The organism is Synechococcus sp. LA31, from assembly GCF_018502385.1.
Taxonomy (GTDB): Bacteria; Cyanobacteriota; Cyanobacteriia; order PCC-6307; family Cyanobiaceae; genus Vulcanococcus.
This window is the reverse complement of the sequence record NZ_CP075523.1, coordinates 757,338-783,324: the sequence shown is the minus strand read 5'-3', so window position 1 is coordinate 783,324 and position 25,987 is coordinate 757,338. Positions and strand designations below refer to the sequence as shown.

The 25,987-nt window shown below is 60.0% G+C and carries 28 protein-coding genes and 1 tRNA gene; 23 read left to right on the top strand and 6 right to left on the bottom strand.

Annotated features, from left to right (window positions below):
* The first annotated feature begins 33 nt into the window (after positions 1-33).
* Positions 34-1,602, top strand: coding sequence for a methionine--tRNA ligase (gene metG / locus KJJ24_RS04195; RefSeq protein WP_214341466.1), 1,569 nt, complete (start codon positions 34-36; stop codon positions 1,600-1,602).
* Positions 1,603-1,612: 10 nt separating this feature from the next.
* Positions 1,613-2,776: an LPS export ABC transporter periplasmic protein LptC gene (gene lptC, locus KJJ24_RS04190; protein ID WP_250544911.1), complete on the top strand. Its 1,164-nt coding sequence runs from the start codon at positions 1,613-1,615 to the stop codon at positions 2,774-2,776.
* Here lptC and KJJ24_RS04185 read toward each other — a convergent pair.
* Positions 2,709-3,371: a cofactor assembly of complex C subunit B gene (locus KJJ24_RS04185; RefSeq protein WP_214341463.1), complete on the bottom strand. Its 663-nt coding sequence runs from the start codon at positions 3,369-3,371 to the stop codon at positions 2,709-2,711. The two genes, lptC and KJJ24_RS04185, sit on opposite strands and share 68 nt — an antisense overlap.
* Positions 3,372-3,439: 68 nt before the next feature.
* Here KJJ24_RS04185 and KJJ24_RS04180 point away from each other — a divergent pair, with 68 nt between their 5' ends.
* The 8 genes from KJJ24_RS04180 to KJJ24_RS04145 all read left to right on the top strand — a co-directional run bounded on the left by KJJ24_RS04180 (position 3,440) and on the right by KJJ24_RS04145 (position 9,245).
* Positions 3,440-3,874: a hypothetical protein gene (locus tag KJJ24_RS04180; RefSeq protein ID WP_214341460.1), complete on the top strand. Its 435-nt coding sequence runs from the start codon at positions 3,440-3,442 to the stop codon at positions 3,872-3,874.
* Between the two features lie 33 nt (positions 3,875-3,907).
* Positions 3,908-4,591, top strand: coding sequence for a photosystem II repair protein Psb32 (psb32, locus tag KJJ24_RS04175; RefSeq protein WP_250544910.1), 684 nt, complete (start codon positions 3,908-3,910; stop codon positions 4,589-4,591).
* Positions 4,592-4,598: 7 nt separating this feature from the next.
* A complete protein-coding gene (pxcA, locus tag KJJ24_RS04170; protein WP_214341457.1) occupies positions 4,599-5,738 on the top strand; it encodes a proton extrusion protein PcxA in 1,140 nt (379 codons plus the stop codon).
* Positions 5,728-6,309 carry a bifunctional adenosylcobinamide kinase/adenosylcobinamide-phosphate guanylyltransferase gene (locus KJJ24_RS04165; protein WP_214341454.1) on the top strand — a complete coding sequence of 194 codons (582 nt, stop codon included), beginning with the start codon at positions 5,728-5,730 and terminating at the stop codon, positions 6,307-6,309. Before pxcA ends, KJJ24_RS04165 begins: the two co-directional genes overlap by 11 nt.
* Positions 6,309-6,785 carry a tRNA (cytidine(34)-2'-O)-methyltransferase gene (locus tag KJJ24_RS04160; protein ID WP_214341451.1) on the top strand — a complete coding sequence of 159 codons (477 nt, stop codon included), beginning with the start codon at positions 6,309-6,311 and terminating at the stop codon, positions 6,783-6,785. The genes KJJ24_RS04165 and KJJ24_RS04160 overlap by 1 nt, the downstream gene beginning before the upstream one ends.
* 134 nt (positions 6,786-6,919) lie before the next feature.
* Positions 6,920-7,954: a M23 family metallopeptidase gene (locus tag KJJ24_RS04155; RefSeq protein WP_214341434.1), complete on the top strand. Its 1,035-nt coding sequence runs from the start codon at positions 6,920-6,922 to the stop codon at positions 7,952-7,954.
* A 55-nt stretch (positions 7,955-8,009) separates the two neighbouring features.
* Positions 8,010-8,083, top strand: a tRNA-Met gene (locus KJJ24_RS04150).
* A gap of 481 nt (positions 8,084-8,564) precedes the next feature.
* The gene (locus KJJ24_RS04145) at positions 8,565-9,245 is read left to right on the top strand and encodes a hypothetical protein (RefSeq protein ID WP_214341432.1); all 681 of its coding nucleotides are present in this window, start codon (positions 8,565-8,567) and stop codon (positions 9,243-9,245) included.
* Positions 9,246-9,402: 157 nt separating this feature from the next.
* On the opposite strand, the gene KJJ24_RS04140 is transcribed toward KJJ24_RS04145, so the two are convergent.
* A complete protein-coding gene (locus KJJ24_RS04140; protein WP_214341429.1) occupies positions 9,403-9,717 on the bottom strand; it encodes a hypothetical protein in 315 nt (104 codons plus the stop codon).
* A gap of 184 nt (positions 9,718-9,901) precedes the next feature.
* On the opposite strand from KJJ24_RS04140, the gene KJJ24_RS04135 reads away from it, so the two are divergent.
* The 4 genes from KJJ24_RS04135 (at position 9,902) to KJJ24_RS04120 (ending at position 11,214) form a co-directional block, all read left to right on the top strand.
* Positions 9,902-10,180, top strand: a complete 279-nt coding sequence (locus KJJ24_RS04135; protein WP_214341426.1) for a galactose oxidase — start codon at positions 9,902-9,904, stop codon at positions 10,178-10,180.
* 3 nt (positions 10,181-10,183) lie between these two features.
* Entirely contained in the window at positions 10,184-10,477 is a 294-nt protein-coding gene (locus KJJ24_RS04130; RefSeq protein WP_214341423.1) for a DUF1651 domain-containing protein, read from the top strand.
* A gap of 140 nt (positions 10,478-10,617) precedes the next feature.
* Entirely contained in the window at positions 10,618-10,875 is a 258-nt protein-coding gene (locus KJJ24_RS04125) for a hypothetical protein (RefSeq protein ID WP_214341419.1), read from the top strand.
* A gap of 153 nt (positions 10,876-11,028) precedes the next feature.
* Positions 11,029-11,214 carry a hypothetical protein gene (locus KJJ24_RS04120; RefSeq protein ID WP_214341416.1) on the top strand — a complete coding sequence of 62 codons (186 nt, stop codon included), beginning with the start codon at positions 11,029-11,031 and terminating at the stop codon, positions 11,212-11,214.
* Positions 11,215-11,663: 449 nt separating this feature from the next.
* Here KJJ24_RS04120 and KJJ24_RS04115 read toward each other — a convergent pair whose 3' ends face one another.
* Positions 11,664-12,104, bottom strand: a complete 441-nt coding sequence (locus KJJ24_RS04115; protein WP_250544908.1) for a 4Fe-4S dicluster domain-containing protein — start codon at positions 12,102-12,104, stop codon at positions 11,664-11,666.
* A gap of 150 nt (positions 12,105-12,254) precedes the next feature.
* A complete protein-coding gene (locus tag KJJ24_RS04110; protein ID WP_250544907.1) occupies positions 12,255-13,004 on the bottom strand; it encodes a phytochelatin synthase family protein in 750 nt (249 codons plus the stop codon).
* Between the two features lie 403 nt (positions 13,005-13,407).
* Between KJJ24_RS04110 and KJJ24_RS04105 the strand changes: the two genes are divergently transcribed.
* From KJJ24_RS04105 to KJJ24_RS04075, 7 genes are all read left to right on the top strand, one after another.
* A complete protein-coding gene (locus tag KJJ24_RS04105; protein WP_250544906.1) occupies positions 13,408-14,490 on the top strand; it encodes a DUF1611 domain-containing protein in 1,083 nt (360 codons plus the stop codon).
* Positions 14,487-15,578, top strand: coding sequence for an alanine/ornithine racemase family PLP-dependent enzyme (locus KJJ24_RS04100; protein ID WP_214341407.1), 1,092 nt, complete (start codon positions 14,487-14,489; stop codon positions 15,576-15,578). The genes KJJ24_RS04105 and KJJ24_RS04100 overlap by 4 nt, the downstream gene beginning before the upstream one ends.
* A gap of 357 nt (positions 15,579-15,935) precedes the next feature.
* On the top strand, positions 15,936-16,745 hold the full coding sequence (locus tag KJJ24_RS04095; RefSeq protein ID WP_214341404.1) for a prohibitin family protein: 810 nt from the start codon (positions 15,936-15,938) through the stop codon (positions 16,743-16,745).
* Positions 16,746-16,802: 57 nt separating this feature from the next.
* The gene (locus KJJ24_RS04090) at positions 16,803-17,252 is read left to right on the top strand and encodes a hypothetical protein (protein ID WP_214341402.1); all 450 of its coding nucleotides are present in this window, start codon (positions 16,803-16,805) and stop codon (positions 17,250-17,252) included.
* A 74-nt stretch (positions 17,253-17,326) separates the two neighbouring features.
* The gene (locus tag KJJ24_RS04085) at positions 17,327-18,046 is read left to right on the top strand and encodes a class I SAM-dependent methyltransferase (RefSeq protein WP_214341400.1); all 720 of its coding nucleotides are present in this window, start codon (positions 17,327-17,329) and stop codon (positions 18,044-18,046) included.
* Positions 18,046-19,197: an NAD(P)/FAD-dependent oxidoreductase gene (locus tag KJJ24_RS04080; RefSeq protein ID WP_214341398.1), complete on the top strand. Its 1,152-nt coding sequence runs from the start codon at positions 18,046-18,048 to the stop codon at positions 19,195-19,197. Before KJJ24_RS04085 ends, KJJ24_RS04080 begins: the two co-directional genes overlap by 1 nt.
* The gene (locus KJJ24_RS04075) at positions 19,188-20,282 is read left to right on the top strand and encodes a type III polyketide synthase (protein ID WP_214341396.1); all 1,095 of its coding nucleotides are present in this window, start codon (positions 19,188-19,190) and stop codon (positions 20,280-20,282) included. Before KJJ24_RS04080 ends, KJJ24_RS04075 begins: the two co-directional genes overlap by 10 nt.
* Positions 20,283-20,295: 13 nt before the next feature.
* Here KJJ24_RS04075 and KJJ24_RS04070 read toward each other — a convergent pair whose 3' ends face one another.
* Positions 20,296-23,346 carry a glycosyl hydrolase family 18 protein gene (locus KJJ24_RS04070; protein WP_214343279.1) on the bottom strand — a complete coding sequence of 1,017 codons (3,051 nt, stop codon included), beginning with the start codon at positions 23,344-23,346 and terminating at the stop codon, positions 20,296-20,298.
* Between the two features lie 568 nt (positions 23,347-23,914).
* Between KJJ24_RS04070 and KJJ24_RS04065 the strand changes: the two genes are divergently transcribed.
* Positions 23,915-24,286 (top strand): multidrug efflux SMR transporter, encoded by a 372-nt coding sequence (locus tag KJJ24_RS04065; protein ID WP_214341394.1) that lies wholly within the window; start codon positions 23,915-23,917, stop codon positions 24,284-24,286.
* Positions 24,286-24,639 carry a multidrug efflux SMR transporter gene (locus KJJ24_RS04060; protein WP_214341392.1) on the top strand — a complete coding sequence of 118 codons (354 nt, stop codon included), beginning with the start codon at positions 24,286-24,288 and terminating at the stop codon, positions 24,637-24,639. Before KJJ24_RS04065 ends, KJJ24_RS04060 begins: the two co-directional genes overlap by 1 nt.
* Here KJJ24_RS04060 and KJJ24_RS04055 read toward each other — a convergent pair.
* Positions 24,619-25,932, bottom strand: a complete 1,314-nt coding sequence (locus KJJ24_RS04055) for an aromatic ring-hydroxylating dioxygenase subunit alpha (protein WP_214341390.1) — start codon at positions 25,930-25,932, stop codon at positions 24,619-24,621. The genes KJJ24_RS04060 and KJJ24_RS04055 overlap by 21 nt on opposite strands.
* Positions 25,933-25,987 lie beyond the last annotated feature (55 nt).

The window sequence follows — 25,987 nt, the reverse complement described above, 5'->3', positions numbered from 1 at the left end:
TCGGGCCTGGCTCCACTCCGTAGGATCCGCCCGATGACTTACACCCTCACCACCCCCCTCTACTACGTCAACGACAAGCCTCATTTGGGCAGCGCCTACACGACGCTGGCTTGTGATGCGCTGGCGCGGTTTCAGCGGCTGAAGGGGGAGCGGGTGGTGTTCATCACCGGCTGCGACGAGCACGGCCAGAAGATCCAGCGCACCGCGGAGGCGGCCGGCCTCAGCCCCCAGGCCCACTGCGATGGCGTGAGCGCCCAGTACCGCGAGCTCTGGGACCGCTGGCAGATCAGCAACAACCGCCTGATCCGCACCACCGATCCACGCCACCAGCGGATCGTGGAACAGTTTTTTGCGCGTGTGGAGGCCAACGGCGACATCGTGGAGGGCCGCCAGCAGGGCTGGTATTGCGTGGCCTGCGAGGAGTTCAAAGACGACCCCCACGAGGCCCAGGATCCTGAATGCTCCATCCATCGCCGGCCGCTGGAGTGGCGTGATGAGCTGAATCTGTTCTTCCGGCTCTCGCGTTATCAAGAGCAGATCGAGGCGTTGATCGCCCAGCCGGGCTTCATCCAACCCGCCAGCCGCCGCAACGAAGTGGAAAACTTCGTGAAACAGGGTCTGCGCGATTTCTCGATCTCGCGCGTGAACCTGCCCTGGGGCATTCCGGTGCCCGGCCACGAAGGCCACACCTTTTATGTGTGGTTCGACGCCCTGCTCGGCTACATCACGGCTCTACTTGAGGAGGGTGATGCCGCCGACCTTGCCACCGCCATCAGCCGTGGTTGGCCGGCTTCGGTGCATGTGATCGGCAAAGACATCCTGCGCTTCCACGCCGTGTATTGGCCGGCGATGTTGCTCTCGGCGGGGCTTGAGCTCCCGGCGAAGGTGTTTGGCCATGGCTTCCTTACCCGCGAGGGCCAAAAGATGGGCAAGTCATTGGGCAACGTGCTCGATCCGGCGGAACTGCTCGAGCGTTGCGGCCGCGATGCGGTGCGTTGGTATCTCCTACGGGATATTCCCTTCGGGGATGACGGCGATTTTCAGCAGCAGCGCTTCAGCGATCTGGTGAACAACGATCTCGCCAACACCATCGGCAACATGCTAAATCGCACCAGCTCGATGGCGCGCCGCTGGTTTGACGCGTGTGTCCCTCCGGCCACCACCGCCACTGGCAACGACCATCCGCTGGCCCTTGCAGCTGCGGCAGCACGCCAGACCGTGCTGACCTCACTCGAGCAGCTTGATTTCCGCAGCGCCGCTGAGGCTTCCCTGCAGCTGGCGATCGCGGCGAATGGCTTTCTCAATGAACAGGCTCCCTGGAGCCGAATGAAACAGGAGGGCACACAGGCGCAGGTCGGCAACGACCTCTATGCCGTGCTCGAAGCCGCCCGAATCACCGCCCTGCTGATGGCGCCGTTGTTGCCCGACCTCAGCGAGAGGATGCTGGTGCAACTGGGCCAGAGCGTTCCGGATTGCGGCGCGCATGCCCAGCCCGATGGATCCTGGCTTGAACGGCTGGAGTGGGGGGTGCTGCAGAGTGGTGCCCCTCTACCTGAACCATCGCCAGTGATGGCACGCCTTGAACTGAGCGAGCCCCTGTGAGCCAATTGCTGTGAAACGTCTCACCGCGGTTGCTGTGGCCTTGTTGGTCAGTGGTTGCGTCAGCAGCAAGCCGAAGGTGCCAGCGCCTGCGGAGCCGTTTGTGTTCAAGTCGCTCGATCTCGAGCAGCAGGATGCCAGGGGGCGGCCCGCCTGGGATTTGCGCAGCCCGGAGGCCCGTTACGACATCACCCGCCAGGTGGCCCAAGCCCGCAGCCCTCGCGGCACTGTTTATAAACGCGGCAAGGCCAACATCACCATCAGTGCGCGCAGCGCCACCGTGATCGGTGATGGCCAGGCCATCCAGCTGGAAAGTGATGTGGTGATCACGTTGCTGGGTAAAGACCCGGTACGCATCACCGGAGAGCAAGCCCGTTGGATTCCATCAAAGTCGTTGATGCTGATCGATCGCAAGCCCGCAGCTCTTGATCGTCGATCCCGCATCACGGCTCAGCTGGCCACCTATTACCTCGATCGTGATTTGATCGAATTGCGGGGTTCGCCGGTGCTTGAGCAATGGGAACAGAAGCCGAAAACCTCAACCGCCAAGCCCGCGCCCTTACGCGTTCAGACCGCCCTGGTGGATTGGAGGCCTGAACAAGGCGATCTCAAAGCTCCCCAGCGCGTTCGCGGCTTGCGCCGCGATCAAGACAGCCAGCTCAATCTCACGGCCTCGGCGTTGCGTGGCAATCTGCGCGAGGGCTATGTGGACTTGATTGCGCCTGTGCAAGTGCGTGATCCCAAACGAAAGGGATGGCTAAACGCACAGCAAACCCGTTGGTTGATCAACGATCAACAGCTCAGCAGCGATCAACCCTTCCAAGGTGCCTTCAACAAACTGAGGGGCGAGGGGCAGCGCTTCAAGGTGAACCTGGCCAACAGCACGGTGTTCATTCCCGAGGGTTGTCGCCTACGTCAGCCCGGTGAGGTGCTTGTTGCACAACGCTGCCAGTGGAATTGGCCCAGCGGTCGCTTCCAGGCCCAGGGTGATGTGGAACTACGCCGCGACACCTATCAACAGATCACCCGCTCAAGCCAACTGAGAGGCAGCATTGGCAACGACGGAACTGCGGTCTTCAGTTCACCCGGTGCTCGGGTGAATTCGCAGGTCACGCTTCCGCCACCCCAGAAGGGTTCGAAACAGCAGACGCGTTCAGCTCCTGCAGTGAGCTTCTGAGCTTCAGGCTCCACCCCTCCAGCCACGCTTCATCACTACGGCTGAAGCAACGCGGCGACCATCCCGCCAGCAGCAGCACCCCATCGTGGCCAAGCGGTTGGACGATCAGAGCAGGAATTCCTTCTGGCAGGCCCTGGAATTCATCCCGGCCTGGGTAGAGCTTGAGGTTCACCAGGCCAATCGCCTTACCGGTGTCCCAGGCCCGCCTTGTGATCGAACCGGGCTGAAAACCGCCGTGGCCCAGCACACCCCGCTGCAACAGGCAGCGTCCCTGCCAATGCAGCAACACGGTGGCGGCGGGCGTGGCGGTGAGCAACATCTGGCTGCCCCACGCCAACTCCTGCCGCAGCGCCTCCGGCAAATCTTCAGCCAGCTGAAGCCCCTGCTCACCCTCGAGCTCCACCCGCTCGGGTGCCACGGGCATGGCCCGCGTCCAGAGGATCGCCACCAACATCAAGCCCACCGCCAGGAAACTGGCCAGCACGCCGGCCCGCTCCAAAGCCGGCGTCAGTGCCGTTGCCGTGAGTTGATTCGCCACGCACAAGACAAGGCCGGCCACACCGGCACTGAGGCAGAGGCGGGCGGCAAGGCCCATCGAACGGGGATGCACAGATGGCAGAACCCTCTCACAATGTGGCGGTTGCCACGCGTTGTGCCCCGGCCATGGCTGTTACCGCCCCAAGCACCATCGCCGATGCGGCCGAAGCCTTTGCAGCCATCGCGCTGGCAGCCGTTGCCTGCGACGGCGAACTGGCCAGCTCCGAGGCCCGCAGCTTGCGCCAGCACTTGGAATTCCGCCATCCCTACCGGGAACTCGGTGATGCCGCCATGGCTGCCCTACTCGACAAGCTTCTGTTGTTGCAGCGCCAACAGGGCTGGCAAGGGCTTGTGCAACTGGCCGCTCCCCATCTGCAAGCCGACACAGCCGAAACGGCACTGGCAGTGGCGGCTTCCCTCACCCAGGCCGATCATGTGGAATCGACTGCGGAGCTCACCTTCCTGCAGACGCTCAGCTCCGCTCTGGCGATCGAACCTGATCGCGCCAGGGTGATTCTTGAGGTGATAGCCATCCTGAACCGCGACAGCCTGGCCCACTAACGGCAGACTGTGGCGATCCGTTCGACTGGATTCGTGGGGCACGTGTTTCGAGCTCGTCTTTGGGCTGCACTGATCAGTGCAGTGCTGCTGATCCCCGGCTTGGTGATGCCCGGCGCCGCCTGGGCCACCGGCGCTGCCGATTTTCCGATGGCTCCGCCAGCCAGCCACGTGATCGATCAGGCCGACCTGCTCAGCCGCGCTGCTGACGGCGAGTTGGATCGCCGCCTGCAGGACTTCGGTGGCGACCGCATCGATGCCCGGTTAATCACTCTGCGGCGCCTTGATTACGGCCTGAGCCTCGACGCCCTCGGTGATCAGCTGGTGCAGCGCTGGGGTGACCAGACGGGAAGCACCAGCCAGCTGCTGCTGTTGATCGAATCCCAGAACAACAGCGCCGCCGTGGTGGCCTCATCGGATTTGAGAGGGCAACTTCCCAGCGAGCTGCTCTCCAGCACGGCGATCAGCACCATGGGTTTGCCACTCCGGGAAGGAGCCCGCTACCGCCAAGCCAGTCTCGATGCGCTCGATCGTCTGGGTGTTGTGCTCGATGGAGGTGAAGATCCAGGGCCGCCCCAGCTGATGGAGCGCCTTCCGATCGAAACCAATATCCCCACCCGTGAGGAAACCCAATCCAGCAACGCGCTGTTGTGGGTTGTGGTGCTGCTTGTGGCCGGCACACTGGTGCCAATGATCACTTGGTGGGTCTTCTCCCGCTGAACCAGCCATGGGGTTGACCGACTGGATGGGCGCCTTTGACCGCGCCAGCAACAGCGATCTGAGCCTGAATCTGGAGCGTGCTTATGAGGCGGCGCTGCTGATTCAGAGCCTTGAGCTGGAGTATTACAACGACCGGCCTGTGCGACCTGAGCTTCAGCTCAGTATTCCAAAGCAGGCCCAGGCGCAGATGTTGCGCCGCTTCAGGGCTGCGCTGCAGGTGTGCCAGGAGGTGATCCCCACCCTGCAGAGCCACCGCAACGAGCTGGACAGCCAGGAGCTGCGCCAGCTCCAGTTGATCCTCTCAGTGGCGGCTCGCTACGAACGCCGCAACGGTGCACCCACCCTCTCACGCACCCCCAATCTGCTCCCACGCAGCTTGCTGGGTGTCTTTGATGGCGTTCGTCGCCAGCTGGATCCCCAAGCTGAAACGGCCGTGTTGGAGGGCTTCCGCCGCCGGCGGAGCTCCACGCTTGTATCGCTGCGGATTTTTCTGCTGTTGATCCTGGTGCCCTTGATCGTGCAGCAGACCTCCCGCACCCTTGTGTTCTCACCGCTGCTGGATCGTTTCGCACCCGATCTTCCCTTCCTCAGCTACTCCAAGCCTCACCTGCAAGAAAAGGCTGTGAACAAGCTGCGCATCTACCAACAGGAGCTCCAGTTCGAGGCCCTGCTGGAAGGGAAAGCGCCTCCATCTCCTGAAGAGTTGCAAACGGCGCTGATGGCGCGTGCCAATCAACTTAAGCAAGACGCTGATGATGAAGGCCTTGAGGCCACCAAGAACGTGCTGGCCGATCTCGCAGCATTGGTGGGGTTCAGCCTGGTGTGCGTGTTCGGCCGGCGTGATCTGCAGGTGCTGCGCGGCTTTCTCGATGAGGCGGTGTATGGCCTGAGCGATAGCGCCAAAGCCTTCGCCATCATCTTGTTCACCGACATCTTCGTGGGATTCCACAGCCCGGAGGGATGGACCGTGCTGCTCGATGGCATTGCCAACCACCTCGGTTTCCCAGCCGAAGAGAATTTCATTCTTCTCTTTATTGCCACCTTCCCAGTGGTGCTGGCCACGATTTTCAAATACTGGATCTTCCGTTACCTCAACCGCGTCTCTCCTTCTGCTGTGGCGACGTTGCGGGGCATGGATGGTGGATGAGCACCTACCGAATCGTGGGCTCATCCTCGTCAGCGGGCCGAGCCGCGGGGGCAAAAGCGGCTGGGCCGAACATCTCGCCAGCTTGTGGACTGGACCCGTGCGCTATCTGGCCACGGGGCCATCAGCTGGATCGGATCCCAGCTGGAATGACCGCCTGACTCTCCACCGTGAGCGTCGACCCGGCCACTGGAGCGTGATCGAAGTCGGTTCGCAGCTGGTGGATCAGCTCGAGCAGCTGAAAGGCGAATCGACCTCTGAGGTCGCCCCTTTGCTCTTGGTGGATTCACTCGGAACCTGGCTGGCGTGGCATCTGGATGACACCAACGCCCGCTGGCTCGAGCGTTGCGATCAGCTGCGTGGGGCTCTCCTTGCCCAGCCAGGTCCGGTGGTGATGGTGGTGGAAGAAACCGGCTGGGGAGTGGTGCCGGCCACTGCGGTAGGCGGCGCATTCCGCGACCGTCTAGGGGCGCTGCAGCAGCTGCTGATGCAGCACTGCCACTCGGCTTGGCTAGTGATCGGGGGGCGTGCCCTCAACTTGATGGAGCTGTCTTATCCCGTGCCGTCACGCTGATGCCCCGCTTGGTGCTGTTCCAGCCAGAGATTCCGCCCAACACAGGCAATGTGGCGCGCAGCTGCGCCGCCACATGCACGGAGCTGCACCTGATCGAGCCGCTTGGGTTTGAGATCAGTGACCGCACCCTCAAGCGCGCCGGTCTCGACTATTGGCCCTGGGTGGATTTGCACCGCCACTCAGACTGGAGCGCCTTCAGGCAGGAGCAACAAGCCAGGGGTGGTCGGCTTCTGGCTCTGAGCCGGCATGGCAGCCGCCCTTACACCGAGATCCACTACCGGGCGGACGATTGGCTGTTGTTCGGCCGCGAAACCAGCGGTTTGCCACCGGAGGTGGTCGCCGATGCCGATGGCTGCCTCGCCATTCCGATGCCGGGCGCGGTGGAACACGGTGGTGGTGTGCGCAGTCTGAACCTGGCCACGGCCGCTGGCGTGGTGTTGTTCGAATCCCTCCGTCAGCTGCAGAACAGCCGCTAGCACAGGCTTTTTTCCGTTGGTCAACCAAAAGAGTGACCACGAGCACTTGCGCCTGTTTGTTCAGGCCGTTACTCTCCCCGCAGCTCGCGGATGTTGGCTTCTCCGCTGAGTTTTGACCTTCGGCCAAGCACTGCATGAAGCCGTATCAATTTTTGTTGACCACCCTGGCCAGTACAAGCGCTATCGGCGCTGTCGGCACGGTGGTCGCTCCCTCGCTTGCAGATTCGCGTCCTGAATATTCCCTGCCCCCTGAACCGTCTGCTGCCAGCCAGCAGCTGATCGCTGCCCTGCCCACCACCGATCGCTTGTGGGTGAAGGTGCGCACCGCGATCTCCATCGAAGAGCTTGCGGCCAAGCTCGCTCAAGATGAAACCAAGCTCGCCTCGCTCAATGACGTTGACGAGGACCACGCGTTCAGCAGCGGCGACTGGCTCGTACTTCCCAGCCAGAGCAGCAAGCAGGCGAAGCAGCTGGCCGCAATCGACACCACTGAACTTCGCCGCACCCCGCCCCTGGCTGCTCCGCCTGAGCCTCAGGAGCCGGCCCGCATACGCCTTGGCGACAGCCTGGCCAAACTCGCCAACCGCTACAACCTCAGCATCGGCGAGCTCCTGCGTCTAAATCCAGGTCTGCAGGCAGCCCGACTTGTTGCTGGCACACAGATCCGGGTGGCCAACTCCACCCCGGGGCGCAGTCGCATGATTCTCGGTCTCAAGCCCACCGGCTCCGGTGGTCTGAGCTGGCCCGATCAACCCAGCTTCGGCAATCCATCCGCTGAGTTTGCTGACACAGGTTGGATGTGGCCAACCAAGGGCGTGTTCACCTCCGGCTACGGCTGGCGCTGGGGACGCATGCATAAGGGCATCGACGTAGCCAACAACGTGGGTACCCCGATCATGGCGGCCCGCTCGGGTGAAGTCGTCACCGCGGGCTGGGATGGCGGTGGCTATGGCTACCTGGTGGAACTGCGCCACGCAGATGGCTCCCGCAGCCGCTACGCCCATAACAGCCGCATCCTGGTTCGTGTGGGCCAGAACGTGAGCCAGGGCACTGTGATTTCACAAATGGGCAGCACAGGCCGCAGCACAGGCCCCCACCTGCACTTCGAAATCCTTCCTGCCGGTCGTGGAGCGGTCAACCCCCTTCAGTTCCTTCCAGCTAGGGCCTGAATCCCACGCCCACCAAGGGATCCCGCCACACGATCCTCTACAATTCACTTACCGCGGCTCGGTAGCTCAGCTGGTTAGAGCGTGGGATTCATAACCCCAAGGTCGGGAGTTCAAGTCTCCCCCGAGCCATAGCCTTTTGCCCTGCTTCGGCGGGGCTTTTTGCTGTCTGCAACTGGGGTTTCAGAGATTCCACAACTGAGACCCATTTGATTACCTTGTAGCGATTTGCAGCTGCTTGACGCGGCTGGTTGTGAACCAGTTCACAACCGAGACAGGCGGGTGTGGGGACTACTCCCCGCACCTGCACCACCGCGCCAAGGGACAAATTTGGTCTCGTCGACTGGACACATGGGACTGCTGCTCCCGTGAGCTTGTCGCTCGCCAATCCCGCTTCCGCCTCCGCCGCTACCCACGCAGTCCTTCCGTGTATGTGCGTGAGCTGGTTCAGGGCAAGCAGGTGCGTGAGTTCTCGCTTAGCCCGACGGAGCATCGGAACGATGTCGACGTCGAGCGTGCTCGGGATCTGTGCCTAGAAGGGCACCGCGCTGGGCAATGGCCTGCACACAGCCTCGGAAGACCCATCGCGCAGATCCAGAGCTGGGCGGATCTGGTGGACGCCTGCGTGACCGACATCGAACGACGGATCCGAAAGGAAGGCAGCAGGGTTCACGCGGTCAACGACCTACGACTGCGGATCGCGCGTTTCCGTGATCCAGTCGATGCACAGCTCCTGCTGCGCTGGGTCCTGGAGCTGGATCCCATCACCCGTCTGAAGAGCTTCAACCGGCGAATAGAGACGCTCTCCCAGATCCAGCGCAGTGGACTGCTCGACCTCGGCAGTGTTCTTGATCAGTTACGGGCCATGCGCCCCAAGGGAGCCGCCGAGAAAATCCGCAAGGCGTCATCAATGCGAGTGCGGGTGATTCCAGGCGATGAGGACCTGCAGCACTGGTTGGATCGCCTGGAGCCGTTCCACCAGTGGGTGTTCGGCTGCATCGCCACCTACGGGCTCCGCCCCCATGAGCTCTGGCACGCGGAAGGGATCGACAGCCAGGGGTGGATCAGCATCCCCGGCGACATGAAGACCATGACCGGCGAGCACTTTGCACCACCGGTACCGGAGGCCTGGGTGGAGCGCTATGGCCTGGGCCAGAACTGGGAGCAGTTCCATGGCCAGCTCAATGGCCGTTGGACCGTTCGCTTTGCGGATGTGTCGGGCGTCAAGATCGCGGTGAACAACGTGGCCGTAAGGAATCCCTGCAGCGGCGACGTGGTGGCGGGGCTGCTTTGAACCGGATCCAGCCGTTCACCCCTGGCCAGCCTTCGGAGCCACCCATTTGTCTGCCTGAGGGGATCACAACCGAGCTGCTCGAGATGGCCATGAAATTGAAAGCGGCCGGCCTCGGTTGAGGCTCGGCCGCGGGCGACTCAGGGCTCAGGCAGAACCCTCAGACCTCCTCCTCCCAGAGCCCCATGCGCTCGAGCCAGGCATCGGACTGCTCAAAGCTCCAGCCGTGATCGGCTGCCAACACGTCGGCGATGGCGACCATGACATCGAAGGAGCGGCCGTCGTAACCGCCGCGGGCGATGGCGCTGCGCTGCAGGGCTGTGCCCAGTTGCAGGAGATCCAGTTCCGCCAACCAGTCCCCCTGCTCAAAGGCGGCAAAAGCGTGGTCTTGCTGGAAGGGCGGAAGCGTGAGCTCGTTGGCTTGGTCTTGCTGGAGAGCTGGGGGCGTCAGACAGGAGCGCGTCCAGCTGAGCATCGGCAGCAGAGTTGGGACTAGAGGCAGAAGTGATCGGAAGAAGGCGAGCAAAGGGGATGGCGTGAGGCCCAGAAGGGTTCCGACGTCGTCAGCGGGCGTGGCTGATAGGGGCAGTCGATGCCCAAAGAGCCCGAGCCAACCCACCCAATCCCTGCTAGTGCAGGTGTACGCATGGAGAGGGTTGATGGCTGCGTCTCGAATCCGGCCCACCACGGTGGCTGCAAGCAGTGACTGTGAGGCCTGGCCTTTTCTGGATGAGGGCGTGCTGCGCCCCAGCCGCAGCCGCAAGGTCTGCATGACCTGCCACTGGTTCAGGCACCACGCCGGTGCTAAGTGCATCCCCGTGCTCACCTGCCAGCTGCACCGCGGCCAGATCGCCCAGGGCGAGCACCTGATCCGCCGCTGCCAGGGCTGGACGGATGACATGGTTCGCCAACGGGGTTGGGCGCCGGAGGTGGGCTGAGGGGTGTTCGTTCAGAAGGGTCAGAAGATCCCGTCAGCTCCGGCTGAGGGCTGGCTGAGTGATGGCCGCCAAGTGCTGCACTTCAAGCCCGCGATCTGGAATCAGTGGCAGCAGGAGCTGGAGATCACCAGTGGCCAGGTGTTGCGGGATCAAGCAGTGCCGTTGCTGCAGCGGCGTGTGCGGCTGAGCCGCGAGCGAGCGGTTGAGCTCTGGCGTCAGCGCTTGGCTGAGGGGTGGAAACCGTGCACGCCGCAATGGCAACCACCGCCACCGCTGGAGCCGAGATGGGGACGCTGAACACGCGACACCGCGTGCACCGCCTAAGCCCGAGCGTTAAGAAACTCATAGCGCGCCATTGAAGAGCATTGGTCACGTTTTAGTTTCGTGCTCCAAAAATAAGGACTGCAGCCGTTGCTATAGCCAGCTGATCTCCACCAATGGCCTACGCCTCCATAGAAATGCCTCCATCCCAGTCAGCTGCAAGCGAACAGGATCCTCGCTTTCAACTCGATCCAAGCCGTATGCCGCAGCGGCTTGAGCTTGATCTTCCTGAGGAGTTGCTGGAGAAATTGATGCGGCAGGCAGGGCGCAGTCATCGCTCACTGCCAGAACTGATTGAGCACATTCTTTCTCAGTCCTGCGTGGAGATTGTCGAGGATGTTCGATCGCATGATGCACCCTCTCTGTCTGAATAAAGGCTGCAGACTGCAGCGCTCTGCTGCATCGCTGCCGTAACTCCGATCACCTGTTTGGATCGGGCCACCATGCATCAGATGCGAGACCTTTTGTGAAGCCACAGGCGTGATGGGCTCAACCGGAAAACAAAGTAAAGATTTCAGCCATGGAGGTTGTCCTTGGCCTACGCAAATCCCTCTGACTGTCGCGGAGAGTCGCGATCCAGTCGAGCGAGCAAGCGGATCACCATCACGATCCCTTACAGCACCTTCCGCGACCTTGAAAGCCGCAGCCTTGAGGAGGGTCGCTCGCTGAGCAATCTCGCGGCCTGTCTACTGGAGCGCGCTCTAACCACGTAGACCCAGGCCAGAGGCACAAGCCAAAGGCCACCTTGCTCCCACTCGGCCACCAAGGCAATGCGTGTAAACGCCGATTGCTCAGCGCCAGCGGCGGGGCGAATGTGTATGCATCAACCAAGGAGGCGCCCGGATGGACGACACGCCACCCCGCTACCAGCCAGAAGCACGCTGACTGCAGGCCCCTGCTCCAACAGTCTTCACCCAAACGTGGGCAGGTCGTTCAGCCGGGCAAGAGGAGGAACTGCATCAACAGCCGCCTCAACCTGTGCGCCTGACTGATCGACACTCCGTTTGCACCGCCACAGGTGCCCCAGGAGAGCAAACAACCCACACCTGGAACGTTCGGCCCCAGGCGCCAACGCCAGCAGCTTCGACCATCTACAGCCATTGGAATGTTGATTGGTTCAGGCCCCCCGGGCATCGCTCGGGGGTTTTTGATTGCTTATCGATCAGATCTCAATACTTTCGGCATTGCTGCTCTCGGCCTGTAGCTTGTTGGAGGTTGCTCCCCTCCGTTTGGCAAGAAGGTCCAGCATCAGCGCCTGACCTTTTCCTGATTCACTCCAAGGGCAGACTTCAATGCAAATGCCGCAGCCTCTGGTCTCTGCGAAGTACGGGATGTATTTATCGAAGTCAACGTACCAACGCCGGTCGCCACGGACTAGTTGCTTTTCAGAGTAAATGACATGGTGTGGGCAATTTGTTTCGCAGACTTTGCAATTGGTGCAGAAGTCGTCGACCCCGATATCACGTGGCTTGTCACTTGTAAGAGGCAAATCGGTTAAAACAGTGGCTAATCGAATATTGGATCCATATTCAGCAGTGATGATCGATCCGTGTTTTCCAAGCTGACCTAATCCAGCGCTGATGGCTATGGGGACATGCAACACCTCGCTGCTTGCACCTGGGCTGAGATTGGTTGATGCCTAGGCTGGATAGCCCCATGAGCGAATGAGCTCCGCAACTCTGACTGAAGTGGGTGCCTTTTATTGGACAGTTCTGGCCCCAAACTCCGGACACGCCGCTGACTCAGGCAGGTCTCATGGTGTTATGGGCCGCTGCACAACAACCAGGCCTCGGCTGAGCCCGGAGTCACCATCGGTGGTGCGCATCGCCCGCCACAGGTCCGGCAACGGCACCCATACCGAGGGGTAGCGATAGCGCGCTACATCCAGGATCAGCACCTGGTCGCTGGGGGCGTGATAAGCAGCGACGGGCGAAATATGTCCACCACCCTCCTGCCCCATGCTGCTGCGCAGGTAATTGACCAGTAACCGGTCGTGGGGATTGGTCTGATTGGCCATCACCAGCGTTCGGAATGCCGCCAGATCCAGGCTGCTGCCATGAATGGCGTGGGCCCTGGCGCCGTTACTCACCAGTAGAGCTTGCAGCTGTTGCAGCGTCATGCCGCGCTTGGCCACCTGCTCCGGCGGCAGGACAGCGCGGGTGGCATCTGAACTGAACAGGTTGTCCTGGGTCCAGAAGCGGTAGCGGCCGTAGCCACGTGCCGCCGGGGCCGGCAGCGCGAGGGAGTTGAGCACCATCACGCTGCTAGCTACGCCGCAGTAGGTGAGGTTGGCCTGGGTGAGAAAGGTCTCGGCCAAGGCGCCGTAATCGGCCCGCTGGCGACTACTGCTGAGGAGCTCGAGGCCAGCGGGTTCGGCCAGGGGGGTGAGCGCATTGCTGGCGAAGACCGCCGTGGTGAGCTCCCATGCCAGCGCTGAACACAGCAACCCAGGGCCGATCCACCGGCGTGGATGCAGAAATGCCCAGGCGTCAGGGCTGCGCACTGTTGGAGCAGGGCTCGGTACTGCAAACCGCGACCGAACCACCACTGGCCTGGGCTGAACAGTCGTACCCACCGATCTCAGAAGCCTGATCACCACAAATGGCCTCCATGCGGTTGCAGGACGGGTCAGGCGCATGACTCAGCTCGTGCGTCCAAGCCCAAGCACTGTTTAGCACCAGAGTGCGGACCTTGCACCCGCCGTCATGACGCCCACCCGTGAGACATTGTCCTGGCCAGCGAGCGCAAGATCATGACCCCCTTCTGAAGACAATCCCGCCTAGATTTGAAGCACCCACGCCATCCAGCCGCCACGACTGTGCTGCCGGAGTGGTCTGGCTTTTTTGGCATTTCCAACTCAGGTCGTTGACCTGAATCCCATCGCTACGCACCGGTTGATCCCAACCGTGCGCCCAGCGGCCATCGTTTACTGCGAAGGTCATTTCGCTGGACTCGACGGCAAAACAGCCCACGGGTTGGTTCGTCACTGTGAGGCCTACACAATTCGCGCTGTGATTGATAGTGACTGCGCCGGAATGGATGCTGGCCTGTTGCTTGATGGCGTGTTCAGCGGCATACCCATTGTTTGCAGCCTGGAGGAAGCCCAAGATCTGCCCGGCGACGCTCCAGACACCTTCATCTACGGAATGGCCCCTGCCGACGGCCTCTACCGAGCGGAGGATCGGCAGGTGTTGCGACATGCGATGGCCGCAGGCCTCAATCTTGTGAGTGGCATGCGCGAATTTCTGACGGACGATCCTGAGTTTGTGGCAGTAGCTGCCCGCCATCAGGTCACGATCCGGGATGTGCGACGACCGGCTCCACTCAAAGATCTCAAGCTGTTCAATGGTTCGATCAGCCGGGCGTGCTGCCTGCGCATCGCTGTGCTGGGCACCGATGGCGCGATCGGGAAACGCACCACCGCAACCCTGCTTGTGCAGGCGCTACAAGCTCATGGCATCAACGCAGTGCTGGTGAGCACTGGCCAGACAGGGCTGATCCAGGGGGGGCGCTTTGGCGTTCCCCTTGACGCCATCCCATCGCAGTTTTGCTCTGGCGAGGTTGAGGCGGCGGTTGTGGAGGCCTACGAGAGTGAGCAGCCAGACGTGATCGTGATCGAGGGCCAAGGTGCTCTAAGCCACCCCGCCTACCTCTCCTCGAGTTTCATCCTGCGCGGATCTCAGCCCCAGGCCGTGATCCTGCAGCATGCGCCGGCTCGACGGCATCTGAGTGATTTTCCCTTTCTACCGATGCCTTCACCAGCCAGTGAAATTCGGCTGATTGAGGCCTTTGCGCCCACCCGTGTGATCGGTCTCACCATTAACCATGAAGGCATGAATGATGCTGAACTCACAGCCGCCATCGCCCTCTACGAGGCCGAGCTCGCCATTCCGGTGACCGATGCAGTCAGTCGCCCCGGATCCAACCTGGTGTCGATGGTGGTGCGTGCCTTCCCGCAACTCAGCGTTGAACGACTGCTGAGCGCGTGAGTGCACCGCGGCTCGAGATCCATCTCGGGCGACTGCACCACAACGCCAAAACCTTGGTGGACCGTCTTGCCCTGCAGGGGATTGCAGTGACGGGTGTGAGTAAGGCGACGCTGGGCCTTCCTGAAATCGTGCACACCTGGGTGGATGCGGGGGTGGCCACGATTGGTGAATCCCGAATCGAGAGCATCGAAGGCCTTACAGCGGCTGGGGTTGGCGTGCCCATGCTCTTGATCCGCTCCCCCATGCTCAGCCAGGTGGAACGCGTGGTGGCCCACGCGGCCATCAGCTGCAAAAGCGAATTGAGCGTGCTGCAGGCCTTGTCTGCAGCGGCCCAGCGCCAAGGGCTTTGCCATGGGGTGTTGCTGATGGTGGAGCTGGGCGACTTGCGGGAAGGAATCCTGGCTCACGATCTCGAAGCGATGGCGCAACAGACCCTGGCCCTGCCCAATCTGCAGTTGATGGGAATCGGCACCAATCTGGGCTGTCAGCACGGGGTTGTCCCCGATGCGCTGAACATGGCTGAACTCTCCCGGCTCACGAACGCCCTGGAGCGTCGCTTTGGCCTGCATTTGCCCTGGTGCTCGGGCGGAAATTCTGCCAATTTGCCCTGGTTGGCCGCCGGAGGAGAACCCGGACGCCTCAATCACTTGCGCCTGGGAGAGGCCCTGCTGCTCGGCCGAGAACCCCTCAGGCGCACAGCCATCCCGGGCCTGTTCACCAATGCCATCACGTTGGTGGCTGAAGTGATCGAAGCCAAGCTGAAACCAAACCAACCCTGGGGCGAACGCCAACGCACAAGCTTTGCGGCAGCAGTTCCAGAGCCAGAGCCAAAGCCAACATCAGCCGCGCCAGGTTATGAACATCGGGTGCTGCTAGCGCTGGGCGAACAGGACGTTGACCCACAAGGGTTGAGCCCACCCAATGGTGTCCTTATCCACGGCGCCTCCAGTGATCATCTGATTGTGGGATGCCAGGGTGTGAGGCCACAGGTTGGTGATGAACAGCGCTATCAGCTCAGCTACAGCGCCCTGTTGCGAGCCATGACATCTCCCTTTGTGAGTCATTGTTTCGTCAGTGATGAGTCTTAACTCGCTGAGCTGCTTGTTTACTTGAGCTCAGACTTGTCATCATTTGTGGAAGTCTAAGAGCAGGGTAGGTCGCCATCTCCACTGAGTTTATTGCCAAACTCAGTGATTGAGAGCCTGCTCTCTTGGGGTTGGGAACAAAACGAGTAAATGATGAGGAAGTGCAAAGACATCACAGCATCAATTGGAGGCCCCTATGTATCTCGGTGCGCAATGGGGTCAGCCTGAAGATTGTAGGTCGCACGTTGTGGCCGCCAGACTTGAACGCGTGATTCACTACCTATCGCTTCAAAACCGCAATCTTGAGGCCTCGATCAGCCATCAACCTTCCTAGGATTGTTGAACGCTCTAGTGATGGCCATGCAGTCGCCCCTTCGATCCGCCGGCAGTCCAGAGGGGCCGAGCGCGTCCCTTAGCCTGATCATTGCGATTGCTCTGGGCTTAGCAATTCTGCTGAGCCAAACCGTGTTCATCGTTCCCGCAGGCAATGTGGCGGTGGTCACCACCTTGGGGAAAGTCACCGGTTTACCGCGCAACCCTGGTGCCAACATCAAAGCTCCTCTGGTGCAGAACACCTCATTGTTTGATGTGCGAACGCAGGTGCGCCCCGAACAGTTCTCCACCCTCACCAAAGACCTGCAAGTCATTCAGGCCACTGCAACGGTGAAGTACGCCATGAAGTCGACCGAAGCCGGGCGGATTTACGAAACGATCGCCACCGACGATCAGCAAATCTATCCACGTGTCATCCAACCGTCGCTATTGAAGGCTCTCAAATCGGTCTTTTCGCAATACGAGCTCGTCACCATTGCCACAGAGTGGAACTCCATCTCCGAGCTGGTGCAGGAGAAGGTTGCCGATGAACTCCGTAAGTTCGATTACGTCACAGTTCAAGGTCTTGACCTCACGGGTCTGCAAATCGCGGAGGAATACCGCGCCGCCATTGAGCAAAAGCAGATCGCTGAACAGCAGCTACTTCGGGCGCAAACGGAGGTGCTGATCGCGGAACAAGAGGCCAAGCGTTATGAAACACTCAATTCCAGCCTCGACGACCAGGTGCTGTACAAGTTGTTCCTCGATAAGTGGGATGGCCAAACTTCTGTTGTGCCTGCTCTACCAAGTTCCGCCCAGGCTGGTGGTCAGTCGGTGATCGTGAACGGGCGGCGCTGAACGACGACGAACTTGTGGCTAGTGTGATGTGGCAGTAACACCATAGGTGTTTCATCCGTGTCGGATCCCCATTGCATCACGCTGGAAGAAGTCTTAGCTCTTGCAGATGTCTGGTTCCGTGGCGTCGCATCCGATGAATCACCTATCACCCTTTCCAGGCTGTTCTCTGATTCCGAAGCGCGCATTCATGCGCCTGATGGTACAGCGTTCTCTCTAGAGTATCACCGATTACTGCATCGACGATGGACCGATGAATCGCATCAGATGGGTGATTTCAAGCTCACAACCCTGTGTGCTAATCCCTGGCGCGTTCAAGCCTTAGGCACCGTGTATTGGCAAGCTCGCTATCGCGGCAATCCTGCCTCGGACTGCAGCGTGATTAAAGCTGTGGTTGGAGAGGAGTGGGTCATCGAGAGGCGAGCTGATGGCACGCTTTGTTTTGTCTTGTATCTCACGAGATTTTTTCACCTTCTGCCTGGATCAGCACCCATACGCCTCGATTCGTGATTGGTCATGCTCAGCGGCAGCTGAATTAGGATGATCACTGCCTACACACCGCTAATTCATCACCTGGAAATTGCATGAGCTGGGGCCAGGCATTGCATCATCGCGATCGTCAGCCTGAAGTGATGGATCAGCCGGGACTGGATCCGGCTGATCACCAACGCGCCCTGCACGGTCTGCGTCGGATCAATGCGATCAGTCGCAGTTCTGCCGGCGTGTTCTCATCGCTTCTGGCACTGCCTGCACTTGAGGATCATGCTCCCCTCAGTGTTCTAGAGCTGGCCTGTGGTGGTGGTGATACCGCCATTGATCTGGAGCGGATGGCCAGCCGGCGAGGGTTACAGCTCACGATCCGCGCCTGCGATCTCAATCCAGAGGCCATCCGCATTGCGCGAAGCAACGCTCTCCAGAGGGCATCAGCGGTGGAGTTTTTCGTTGCCGATGCGCTCGAGGATCCTGGGCCCGAAAGGGTTGATGTGGTCTATTGCACATTGTTCGCCCATCATCTCGACGATGGTGATGTGGTGAAGCTGCTGCGGGTGATGGCCGCCAGGGCGCGGCGGCTTGTGGTAGTGGATGACCTGATCCGCAGCAGATTGGGTTACGCGCTCGCCTGGAGTGGTACGCGACTGCTCAGCCGATCCTGGGTTGTCCACACCGATGGGCCACTCTCCGTGCGGGCTGCCTTCACGCCGGCAGAGCTGCGCCGCCTTGCTGAACAGGCGGGCCTGAGCACAGCCCGTCTCGTGCGGTTCTGGCCAGAGCGACAGCGCTTGACCTGGAGTCCTTCGGCGTGATGGCCATGATCTGGGATGTGGTGGTGATCGGAGCCGGCGTGTCCGGTGGGCTGGCCGCGCTCGATTGCGCCCGAAAGGGTCTGAATGTTCTCGTCGTGGAACAACGTTCCTTTCCGCGTTGGAAAGTGTGTGGTTGCTGTTTCAACGCCCAGGCGCAGGCGGTCCTAGACGCCGTTGGGCAGGGTGATCTGATGGAACGGTGCGGTGCTCATCCACTTCGGCGACTGCGCATCGGACTCAATGGTCGAAACGCCGATCTGTCGTTATCCGGGGGCTGGGTGCTCTCCCGCGAGCGTTTCGATCAGGCTCTGCTGCAGGCCGCGTCGCAGGCAGGCGCGACGGTTCGCTTCCAAACGCGCGGACAGCTTGAGGACGTGGGCCTGAACGCCCGTTCCGTTCGCCTGCTTTCGACCTCGGGTGGATCGTCTGAAGTGGTGCAGGCGAGGGTGGTGCTGGTAGCTGCAGGACTCGTCAACCAATGCATCCCCGAGCAACGCTCGTTGGGTCATACCGGCGCGTCGCGGATCGGTGCCGGCTGTGTTCTGCCTGCAGCGGCACACGCCTACGCCGAGAGCGTGATTCATATGGCGGTGGGATCCGGTGGCTATGTCGGCCTGGTCCGGCGAGAGGACGGTGCTCTCAACCTCGCGGCCGCTTTTGATCGCTCACTCCTCCGCGCCCGAGGAGGTGCTGCTGCAGCCGCCAGTTCTTTGATCTGTTCAGCCGGATTTGAACTGCCAACGGATCTCATGAACTCCCGCTGGCAGCTCACCCCTGCGCTGACACGCCGTCCACCCGCGCTGGCGACCTCTCGCTGTCTTCTGATCGGCGATGCGGCAGGTTATGTCGAGCCATTCACAGGTGAGGGGATGGCATGGGCGCTCACGGCCGGGGCGGCTGCCGCCCCCTTCGTGATCGAGGCGCAGGCCGACTGGTCCCCTGATCTCCAGCAGCGCTGGCAGCAAACCCTCGAACGACTGGTTGTGCGCCGCCAACGGATCTGCCGTTCCCTCGCATCAGTGCTGCGTCGTCCCATGCTCACCGAGGGGCTGTTCAGCCTCTGCAGGCGATGGCCGCAGCTGCCCGAGCGAATCGTGGCCAGACTCAATCATGTGCAGCTGCCCACAGCGGACCTCTACCCATGCCTTTGACCCTGCACGGCATCGGCACAGCTGTTCCCCCTGGCAGCGTCAGCCTCGATGACGCGGTCGTCCTGTCCGGCCACGTCAGCGACGCGGCGAGCACGCCATTGCCGCTGTTGCACCGCATCCACCAACGCAGTGGCGTGCGCAGCCGAAGCAGTGTGCTGATCGCCGAAGACCAGGGTGAGCCCTCGTTTCTCGACCGTGTGCCCTTCTACGGCCACAGCAGCCCATCCACGGCTGAGCGGATGCGGGTCTTTCATGACCAAGCCGCAGGCCTGGCACTGAAAGCATGTCGCGCCGCCCTTGCCGATGCAGCCCTGCCGGTGGGAGCCGTCACTCATCTGGTGACGGTCTGCTGCACCGGCTTCGATGCTCCAGGCGTTGATCTGGCGTTGATCGATCAGCTGGGACTGACGCCTGGGGTGCAGCGAACCCATGTTGGTTTTATGGGCTGCCATGGCGCTCTCAATGGGCTCCGCGTGGCGCGTGCCTTCGCCGAGTCGGATACCGATGCCGTGGTGCTGATCTGTTGCGTGGAGCTCTGCAGCCTGCATCTTCAATACGACGGCAATCCTGAGCAGGTTGTGGCTAACGCCCTGTTTGCAGATGGGGCTGCCGCCGTGGTGGCCTCCGCTGAACGGTCGGGGCCAAAGCCCGCTCTGGTTCTGGAGGCCAACGGCTCCACCGTGATTCCCGGCACGGCCGATCTGATGCATTGGCGAATCGACGACCACGGCTTTTCCATGGGCCTTTCGCCACGGGTTCCGCAAACCGTGGCCGTTGCCCTTCGCCCCTGGTTGGACAACTGGCTGAGCCCTAGGGGGCTCGATCCAGCGGCGATCACAAGCTGGGCCATGCATCCAGGCGGCCCTCGAATCCTGTCGGCCTGTGGCGAGGCGCTGGGATTGAAACCAGATCAACTCGAGTGTTCCAGAGCCGTGCTGCATGAGCACGGCAACATGTCGAGTGCCACGATCCTGTTCATTCTCGAACGACTCCGCCACTCCGCCAGCCACGGACCCTGCCTGGCGCTGGCCTTCGGCCCAGGGCTTTGCGCCGAAGCTGCACTATTGCGCCTGACCGCCGACTGATCGCTCGAACCCGTTAGGCAAGAGCGATGAAATCGTTCATGGCGAAAGCGCCATCGCCACCAAGAACCGCATCAAACTCCGGGCCACGCTGCGCGACCAGCTCGGCGGTCATGGAACCCGACAGCACATCCGAGGCAGCAGCGATCAAGCTTTGATCGTCAACTGCATCATTGGAAAGAGCCCAAAACATCATCCCGCCAAGGTCAGCTTCATTGACATAGGCAGCCTTTCCGGCAATGGTGGCCGCGGTTTCCACCGAACTCCAGAGACGGCTGCTGTCGTTGTAAGCAAACGCGGCTTTTGCCTCGTCATCCCAGATCAGATCAAAAGAGTCATTCTCGATGCCGGTGATGAGGTCTTTCTGGTCGTAGTTTCCAGCTTCGAACGACCCCGGTGCCGCACTGGCGCTGCCGCTTTGGCCAAGGCCATATCGATCGCCTGCGGACACCTCGCCCCACGCCCGCGTGTAGACAGGCGCACCAAGGACAACCTTGTCCAAGGCAACGCCGTTCTGGCGAAATTGGTCAATGGCGGTCACAACGTCGTAGCCGCCCGGGTCGGCGGTCATTGCCGCTTGATGGCCCGTGCTGTTCTCCCAGCCGCCGTGGAAGTCATAGGCCATCACGTTGTAGAAGTCCACGTAGGGATCCAACCCGCTCAGATTCAGGTTGGCCAGCTTGTCCGCACCGCCAGCTGTTGCCACGGAGATTTCATACTGCTCGCCCGTTTCACGCGAGAGCAAGTTGAGTTTTTGGCGTAGCAGCTGCAGCGTCGCGGCAAAATTCACACCATCCTGGCTGCTGGCAGCATTGCCATCGAGGCCACCACCGCCTGGGTATTCCCAATCAAAGTCAACGGTGTTGAAAAAGTCGTAGGTCTTGAGTGTGGTAATCAGGTTGTCGGTAAACGTTTCGCGTCCACTGGCATCATCGAGTGCCAGGCTGAATTCATCTGAGAGGGTCCAGCCGCCTAGCGCGAGGCCAAGGTTGATCTCCGGGTGTAATTGGCTGAGCAAATCAAGCTGTCCCAGGTTGCCGGCAAGCGCGTCGGTGTTCTCCCATCCAACAGGAACACCGCTCACCGTGACGGATCCATCCCCATTGCTGCGGCTGGTGAAGGTCTGTCCTGAGCTGTAGGTCTGCTGTTGTTCATCACTCAGTTCAGACCAGGCAGTGGCACTGAAGGTACGAGTCACCTGCTCTGCGGCTGTGAAGCGTTTGTCGGTAGCCGCCCAGGGATCAAACAGGGTTACATCGCCGTTGGCCTTCACATCAAAGAAGCTGTAGTTAATGTGAGTGAGATCGCCAACTGGAATATCCTGAACAAGGTAATCGCGGGAGTAGATGCCCCATTCCTCGAAATAGGCAACCATGCGCTTACCATTGCCAAAGCTGTTGCCGGGGTCCTGGACTACGACTGGGTCTGCGGCCAGTTCCTCGGGTATTAACTCGTCACCAACCGGACTGTCTAGATCCGGTTCTGGAGTGATGTCCGTTGGTGGGTTCAGGGCTGGAGTGCTGATCGATTCAGTCAGCTGGGTGGAGTCGTCCGTAAAGAACAAGGCGCTTGTGAGTTCGCCGCTGTTGGCTAGACCATTGCTCACGGCGTTGAAGTCAACAGTGATGCTCGAGCCTGCGCCAATGCTGCCGTTCCAGTCGGCTGGTGTGAGGGTGACTCGATACTGACCATTAGCAAGCTGTTCCACCTGCGCATCACCCGCCCAACTTTGGAAATCGGCATGGGGTGTTACGAAGCTGACCTGCCAGTCCTCCACTGCGGTGGTGCCGGTATTGGTGATGGTGAGCTGGCCGCTCATGCCGCCCCAATAGAGGTTGCCGCTGGCGGAGAGGCTGAGCGGGCCAATCGGCCCTTCAACCACCGGAGTGTCTCGATCCGGTTCTGGAATGGTTGCCGTTGGTGGGTTAAGGGCTGGAGTGCTGATCGCCTCAGTCAGCTGGGTGGAGTTGTCCGTGAAGAACAAGGCGCTTGTGAGTTCGCCGCTGTTGGCTAGACCATTGCTCGCGGCGTTGAAGTCAACAGTGACGCTCGAGCCTGCGCCAATGCTGCCGTTCCAGTCAGCTGGTGTGAGGGTGACTCGATACTGACCATTAGCAAGCTGTTCCACCTGCGCATCACCGGCCCAACTTTTGAAATCGGCATGGGGTGTTTCGAAGCTGACCTGCCAGTCCTCCACCGCGGTGGTGCCGGTATTGGTGATGGTGAGCTGGCCGCTCATGCCACCCCAATAGAGGTTGCCGCTGGCCGAGAGGCTGAGCGGGCCACTCATTGCCGTCATGGCATGCTCATGCATGCTGGCGTGCATGGATGCCGATTCGGTGGAATTCAGCAGACCACTGGATGTCGCATCGCTGCCAGTTCTTGTCTGATAGCCATCGGTGATGGCACCGTCAGGGGCCTCGGGTGTCAGCAGCACTGTGCGATCCACCAAGCTGAGATCAGAGGCTTGGAACCCGAACACCGCTTCAAGATTGTCCTCTTCGATCTGATCGAAGTGAAATTCCAGGTTGCGGCCCACCAATTCGCTGCTGTTCACACCAACCAGCAACACACTCTGCTGACTGGGCTGAACTGTGATTAAGAGACCTTCATCAGTGTCCTCTGTGGATAGTCGTTCACGGGTGCCCAGATAGAGAAAACTCAGCTTGTCCATCTGCGGATCAAAGCCCTCAACCCGTTCTTGAACTGCATACTCATGCGAGCGAACGTAAACGGTTCCGGCCGCACCAATCGGGCCAACGCTGGTCTCCCACGACAGCACAGCCCCGATATCAGCGCGCAGGTGTTCATTGCCAACTGGCGCGATGTTGTCCAGAGTGAGCTGATCCCAGCGCAACGCCGTTCCGTCCGACCTGAAGATGCGTTGGTAGTCGCTCTCTTGCCAAGGATTCACGATCACGGCGGAGCCGTCAGCCAGTTTTCCGAGAATCAGGCCGTGAACTGACGTGTCTCCAAAATCAAGCCTGTCACGTGCTGGGTCAAAATCAATGATGTCCGGTCCTGATGGATTCACGGCGTAGTCGAGTCCACCACTGAGCAAGACCATGATGTGCAAATAAGTTCCAGCCAATCCTCAGGGAGATGCGGATCGACGCACAACCCGTCAAGTGTCGGGTTGCTGCATGACGGGCATGTTTCTCAGCTAAGGGACATGACGCACTCAGGATCTTCTCAGCTTGTTCTCAGACTTGAAGTGGAACCTACAATCGTCTTCTCGTTTAACCTGGCTTAGCCTCAAGTCGGAGTGCTTCAACCTGCACAATCCACGGGACTTTTGCTCGCACCCATGGAGCAGGGCAAAGACGGTTCCCGCATGGCCCCTGCTCCAATAGTCTTCACCCAACCGCGGGCAGGTCGTCAGTTCGGACATTGCGGTGTGGGTTTGTACCTTCGACACTCCGTGTGCTTCACCACAGGTTCAAGCGAGCAGCTCACCCAGATACAACCGTTTGAATACTGTGGATGGTTGATAGCATCTCTCGGCATCGCGCGAGACAGGCTAGTTTAAAGAAACAATATAGGATTACATTCCTAAGTGGTATCAAGTTATTGCCGAGAAACTGGCTCATTTGATCCATTGATGGTAGGTTAACAGATTGATGCCTCTTGAGTTAATGGATGTCGATTCCAGTGCGGCTTGCGATTCGGGGCGCCGCCGGCAAGCGCTTTTTGAGTTGTTACTGGCGATTGGCGCTGAGCAGATCGGAACATCTGCGATGAAGGCTTCTAGCGGATTTACGAGCTTGCCGCTGACTGTTCTGGCAATCGTGGGCTACGCCTTATCAATGGTCTGGTTTGGGCGAAGCATGAGGATTCTGCCAATGGGATTTGCCTATGCTTTATGGGTCGGCGCTGGCATGATGATTTCCAGCCTGATTGGCATCTTCCTGTTTTCCGAACTATTGACACCGGCCGTATTGATCGGGATATTGATGGTTTTTGTGGGCATCCTAGTTCTCAACTCTAGCCAAAAGGAGGCAGTCTGATGCTATTCGGGTATCTATTTCTGGTTGCCGCTGTTCTCTTTGAAAACCTGGGCACAGCTGCCCTGAAGGGATCGAATGGACTTCGGAAGCTGCTGCCAGGAGCGGTCGCAGTTTTTGGTTATATCGTGTCGTTCTCGCTAATGGGGCAAGCCCTTGCCAGGTTGCCCCTTGCGATTGCGTACTCGATATGGTCTGGCCTGGGTATGTCAGTGGTGACCTTGACTGGTATTCTGATCTACAACGAACAATTCAACAGAAGGGTTTCTTTGGGTCTTGCCTTAATATTTGCGGGCGTATTAGTCTCCAACTTTGCGGATTTGATCAGCCTACCTTTACCGGGTGTTGCCAGGTAGTCTATCGCCATCAATCTCTGGCAGCAGTGCTCTAAGCATGTCGTGGTGCTCTCTGAGCGCCTTTTCGGAATCTCCAAGAATTGCTTTATTCCAGTATTTAGATGCACTGGCTTGAAAGTGAAGCTCGCAGATATGCTTGTCCTCCAGCATTACCTCGGTGTCGATTTCTGCAGACGTAGCTCTAGCGAGCGCCATACTCTTACTTTCGCCATTATAGCTATAGGTTGCACCCGTCATCACGGATGTTGTTGCGTCGATTGGAATTGTGCGATAGAAGCCAGCTGACTCTGGATAAAAGACAAGCACAGACACAGGAAATAGGCCGATATAAAGCCAGGCCTGAGGGAGTAACCGGAATTCATCTGGATGTTGTGCCACTAGCTCTCTATAGCGCTGATTCAGATCTTTGCGAGAAGGGTTTTCATTAAAAGGGCCTCGTATCCGATGCGTTCCATCAATCCAGGGGCCTTCCTCGTAGCGGCGGCCATAGAGATCTGTCAATCCAGGATGCGCAGTCGGACAGTGATAGCACTCATTATCAACATCAACCATCGCCTTCCAATTAACAGGTGTAATGGGGCTGGTGTACAAACCATCCGTGGGCTGGAGCTCCTCGAGTGGGTATGGGCTGAGTTCCGACTCGTGTCGTTTCATCATCTGAGCAATCGAGTCTTGAGGACCGGGCTCAAAACGCAGGAATAGGAACCCCCTCCATGACTCCAGTTCCAATGGCACCAGCCCCCAGGCCTGTGGGTCCAAGGCAGGAAACTTCTCAGGTTGGGATGGTGTTTTCAGTTCTCCTTCAAGGGTGTAAACCCACGCATGGAAGGGGCACATCAGGGCGCCTCTGCAATGGCCCTGATCTCCTTCCACAAGCCGTGACCCCCGATGACGGCAGGTGTTGTGGAAGGCACGGACGGCCCCATCCCGACCCCGAATAACAAGGGCCCGCTCCCCAAGAAGGTCAAAGCTCAGCCAATCGCCTGGCTGCTTGAGATCGTTCACATGGCCGACAACATGCCAATGGTTGAGGAACACTCTCTCCTTCTCAAGCTCCAACAATGTGGAACTGCGATAACTCCAAGCCGGCAGACCATCCCGATCCCACGTTGTCTCTGAAGGCATGCTTCGTCGGTCCACTGCACTTGCTCTAGCAACGAAACAGTGGTTGCGCAGCACCCTTGTTGCAATGTGCAGCCAAACTCTCTTTCTCCCTTGCTCGTAGCAACTGCAGCGAGCTGTGGGCAGCTGATTAAGATTCAAAAAGATCGCAGCAGCTTGGCCCTTCGGCATCGATCGGTTTGATGGTGTGCAAACCACTCTCCGTAGAACGCACGGTAGGGATGGA

Excerpts from the sequence above, each read along its gene's own strand:
- metG (WP_214341466.1), top strand. The coding sequence starts at position 34 with ATGACTTACACCCTCACCACCCCCCTCTACTACGTCAACGACAAGCCT.
- KJJ24_RS04185 (WP_214341463.1), bottom strand. The coding sequence starts at position 3,371 with ATGGGCCTTGCCGCCCGCCTCTGCCTCAGTGCCGGTGTGGCCGGCCTT.
- KJJ24_RS04180 (WP_214341460.1), top strand. The coding sequence starts at position 3,440 with ATGGCTGTTACCGCCCCAAGCACCATCGCCGATGCGGCCGAAGCCTTT.
- pxcA (WP_214341457.1), top strand. The coding sequence starts at position 4,599 with ATGGGGTTGACCGACTGGATGGGCGCCTTTGACCGCGCCAGCAACAGC.
- KJJ24_RS04165 (WP_214341454.1), top strand. The coding sequence starts at position 5,728 with ATGGTGGATGAGCACCTACCGAATCGTGGGCTCATCCTCGTCAGCGGG.
- KJJ24_RS04160 (WP_214341451.1), top strand. The coding sequence starts at position 6,309 with ATGCCCCGCTTGGTGCTGTTCCAGCCAGAGATTCCGCCCAACACAGGC.
- KJJ24_RS04155 (WP_214341434.1), top strand. The coding sequence starts at position 6,920 with ATGAAGCCGTATCAATTTTTGTTGACCACCCTGGCCAGTACAAGCGCT.
- KJJ24_RS04140 (WP_214341429.1), bottom strand. The coding sequence starts at position 9,717 with ATGCTCAGCTGGACGCGCTCCTGTCTGACGCCCCCAGCTCTCCAGCAA.
- KJJ24_RS04135 (WP_214341426.1), top strand. The coding sequence starts at position 9,902 with ATGGCTGCGTCTCGAATCCGGCCCACCACGGTGGCTGCAAGCAGTGAC.
- KJJ24_RS04125 (WP_214341419.1), top strand. The coding sequence starts at position 10,618 with ATGGCCTACGCCTCCATAGAAATGCCTCCATCCCAGTCAGCTGCAAGC.
- KJJ24_RS04095 (WP_214341404.1), top strand. The coding sequence starts at position 15,936 with ATGCAGTCGCCCCTTCGATCCGCCGGCAGTCCAGAGGGGCCGAGCGCG.
- KJJ24_RS04085 (WP_214341400.1), top strand. The coding sequence starts at position 17,327 with ATGAGCTGGGGCCAGGCATTGCATCATCGCGATCGTCAGCCTGAAGTG.
- KJJ24_RS04080 (WP_214341398.1), top strand. The coding sequence starts at position 18,046 with ATGGCCATGATCTGGGATGTGGTGGTGATCGGAGCCGGCGTGTCCGGT.
- KJJ24_RS04075 (WP_214341396.1), top strand. The coding sequence starts at position 19,188 with ATGCCTTTGACCCTGCACGGCATCGGCACAGCTGTTCCCCCTGGCAGC.
- KJJ24_RS04070 (WP_214343279.1), bottom strand. The coding sequence starts at position 23,346 with ATGGTCTTGCTCAGTGGTGGACTCGACTACGCCGTGAATCCATCAGGA.
- KJJ24_RS04065 (WP_214341394.1), top strand. The coding sequence starts at position 23,915 with ATGGATGTCGATTCCAGTGCGGCTTGCGATTCGGGGCGCCGCCGGCAA.
- KJJ24_RS04060 (WP_214341392.1), top strand. The coding sequence starts at position 24,286 with ATGCTATTCGGGTATCTATTTCTGGTTGCCGCTGTTCTCTTTGAAAAC.
- KJJ24_RS04055 (WP_214341390.1), bottom strand. The coding sequence starts at position 25,932 with ATGCCGAAGGGCCAAGCTGCTGCGATCTTTTTGAATCTTAATCAGCTG.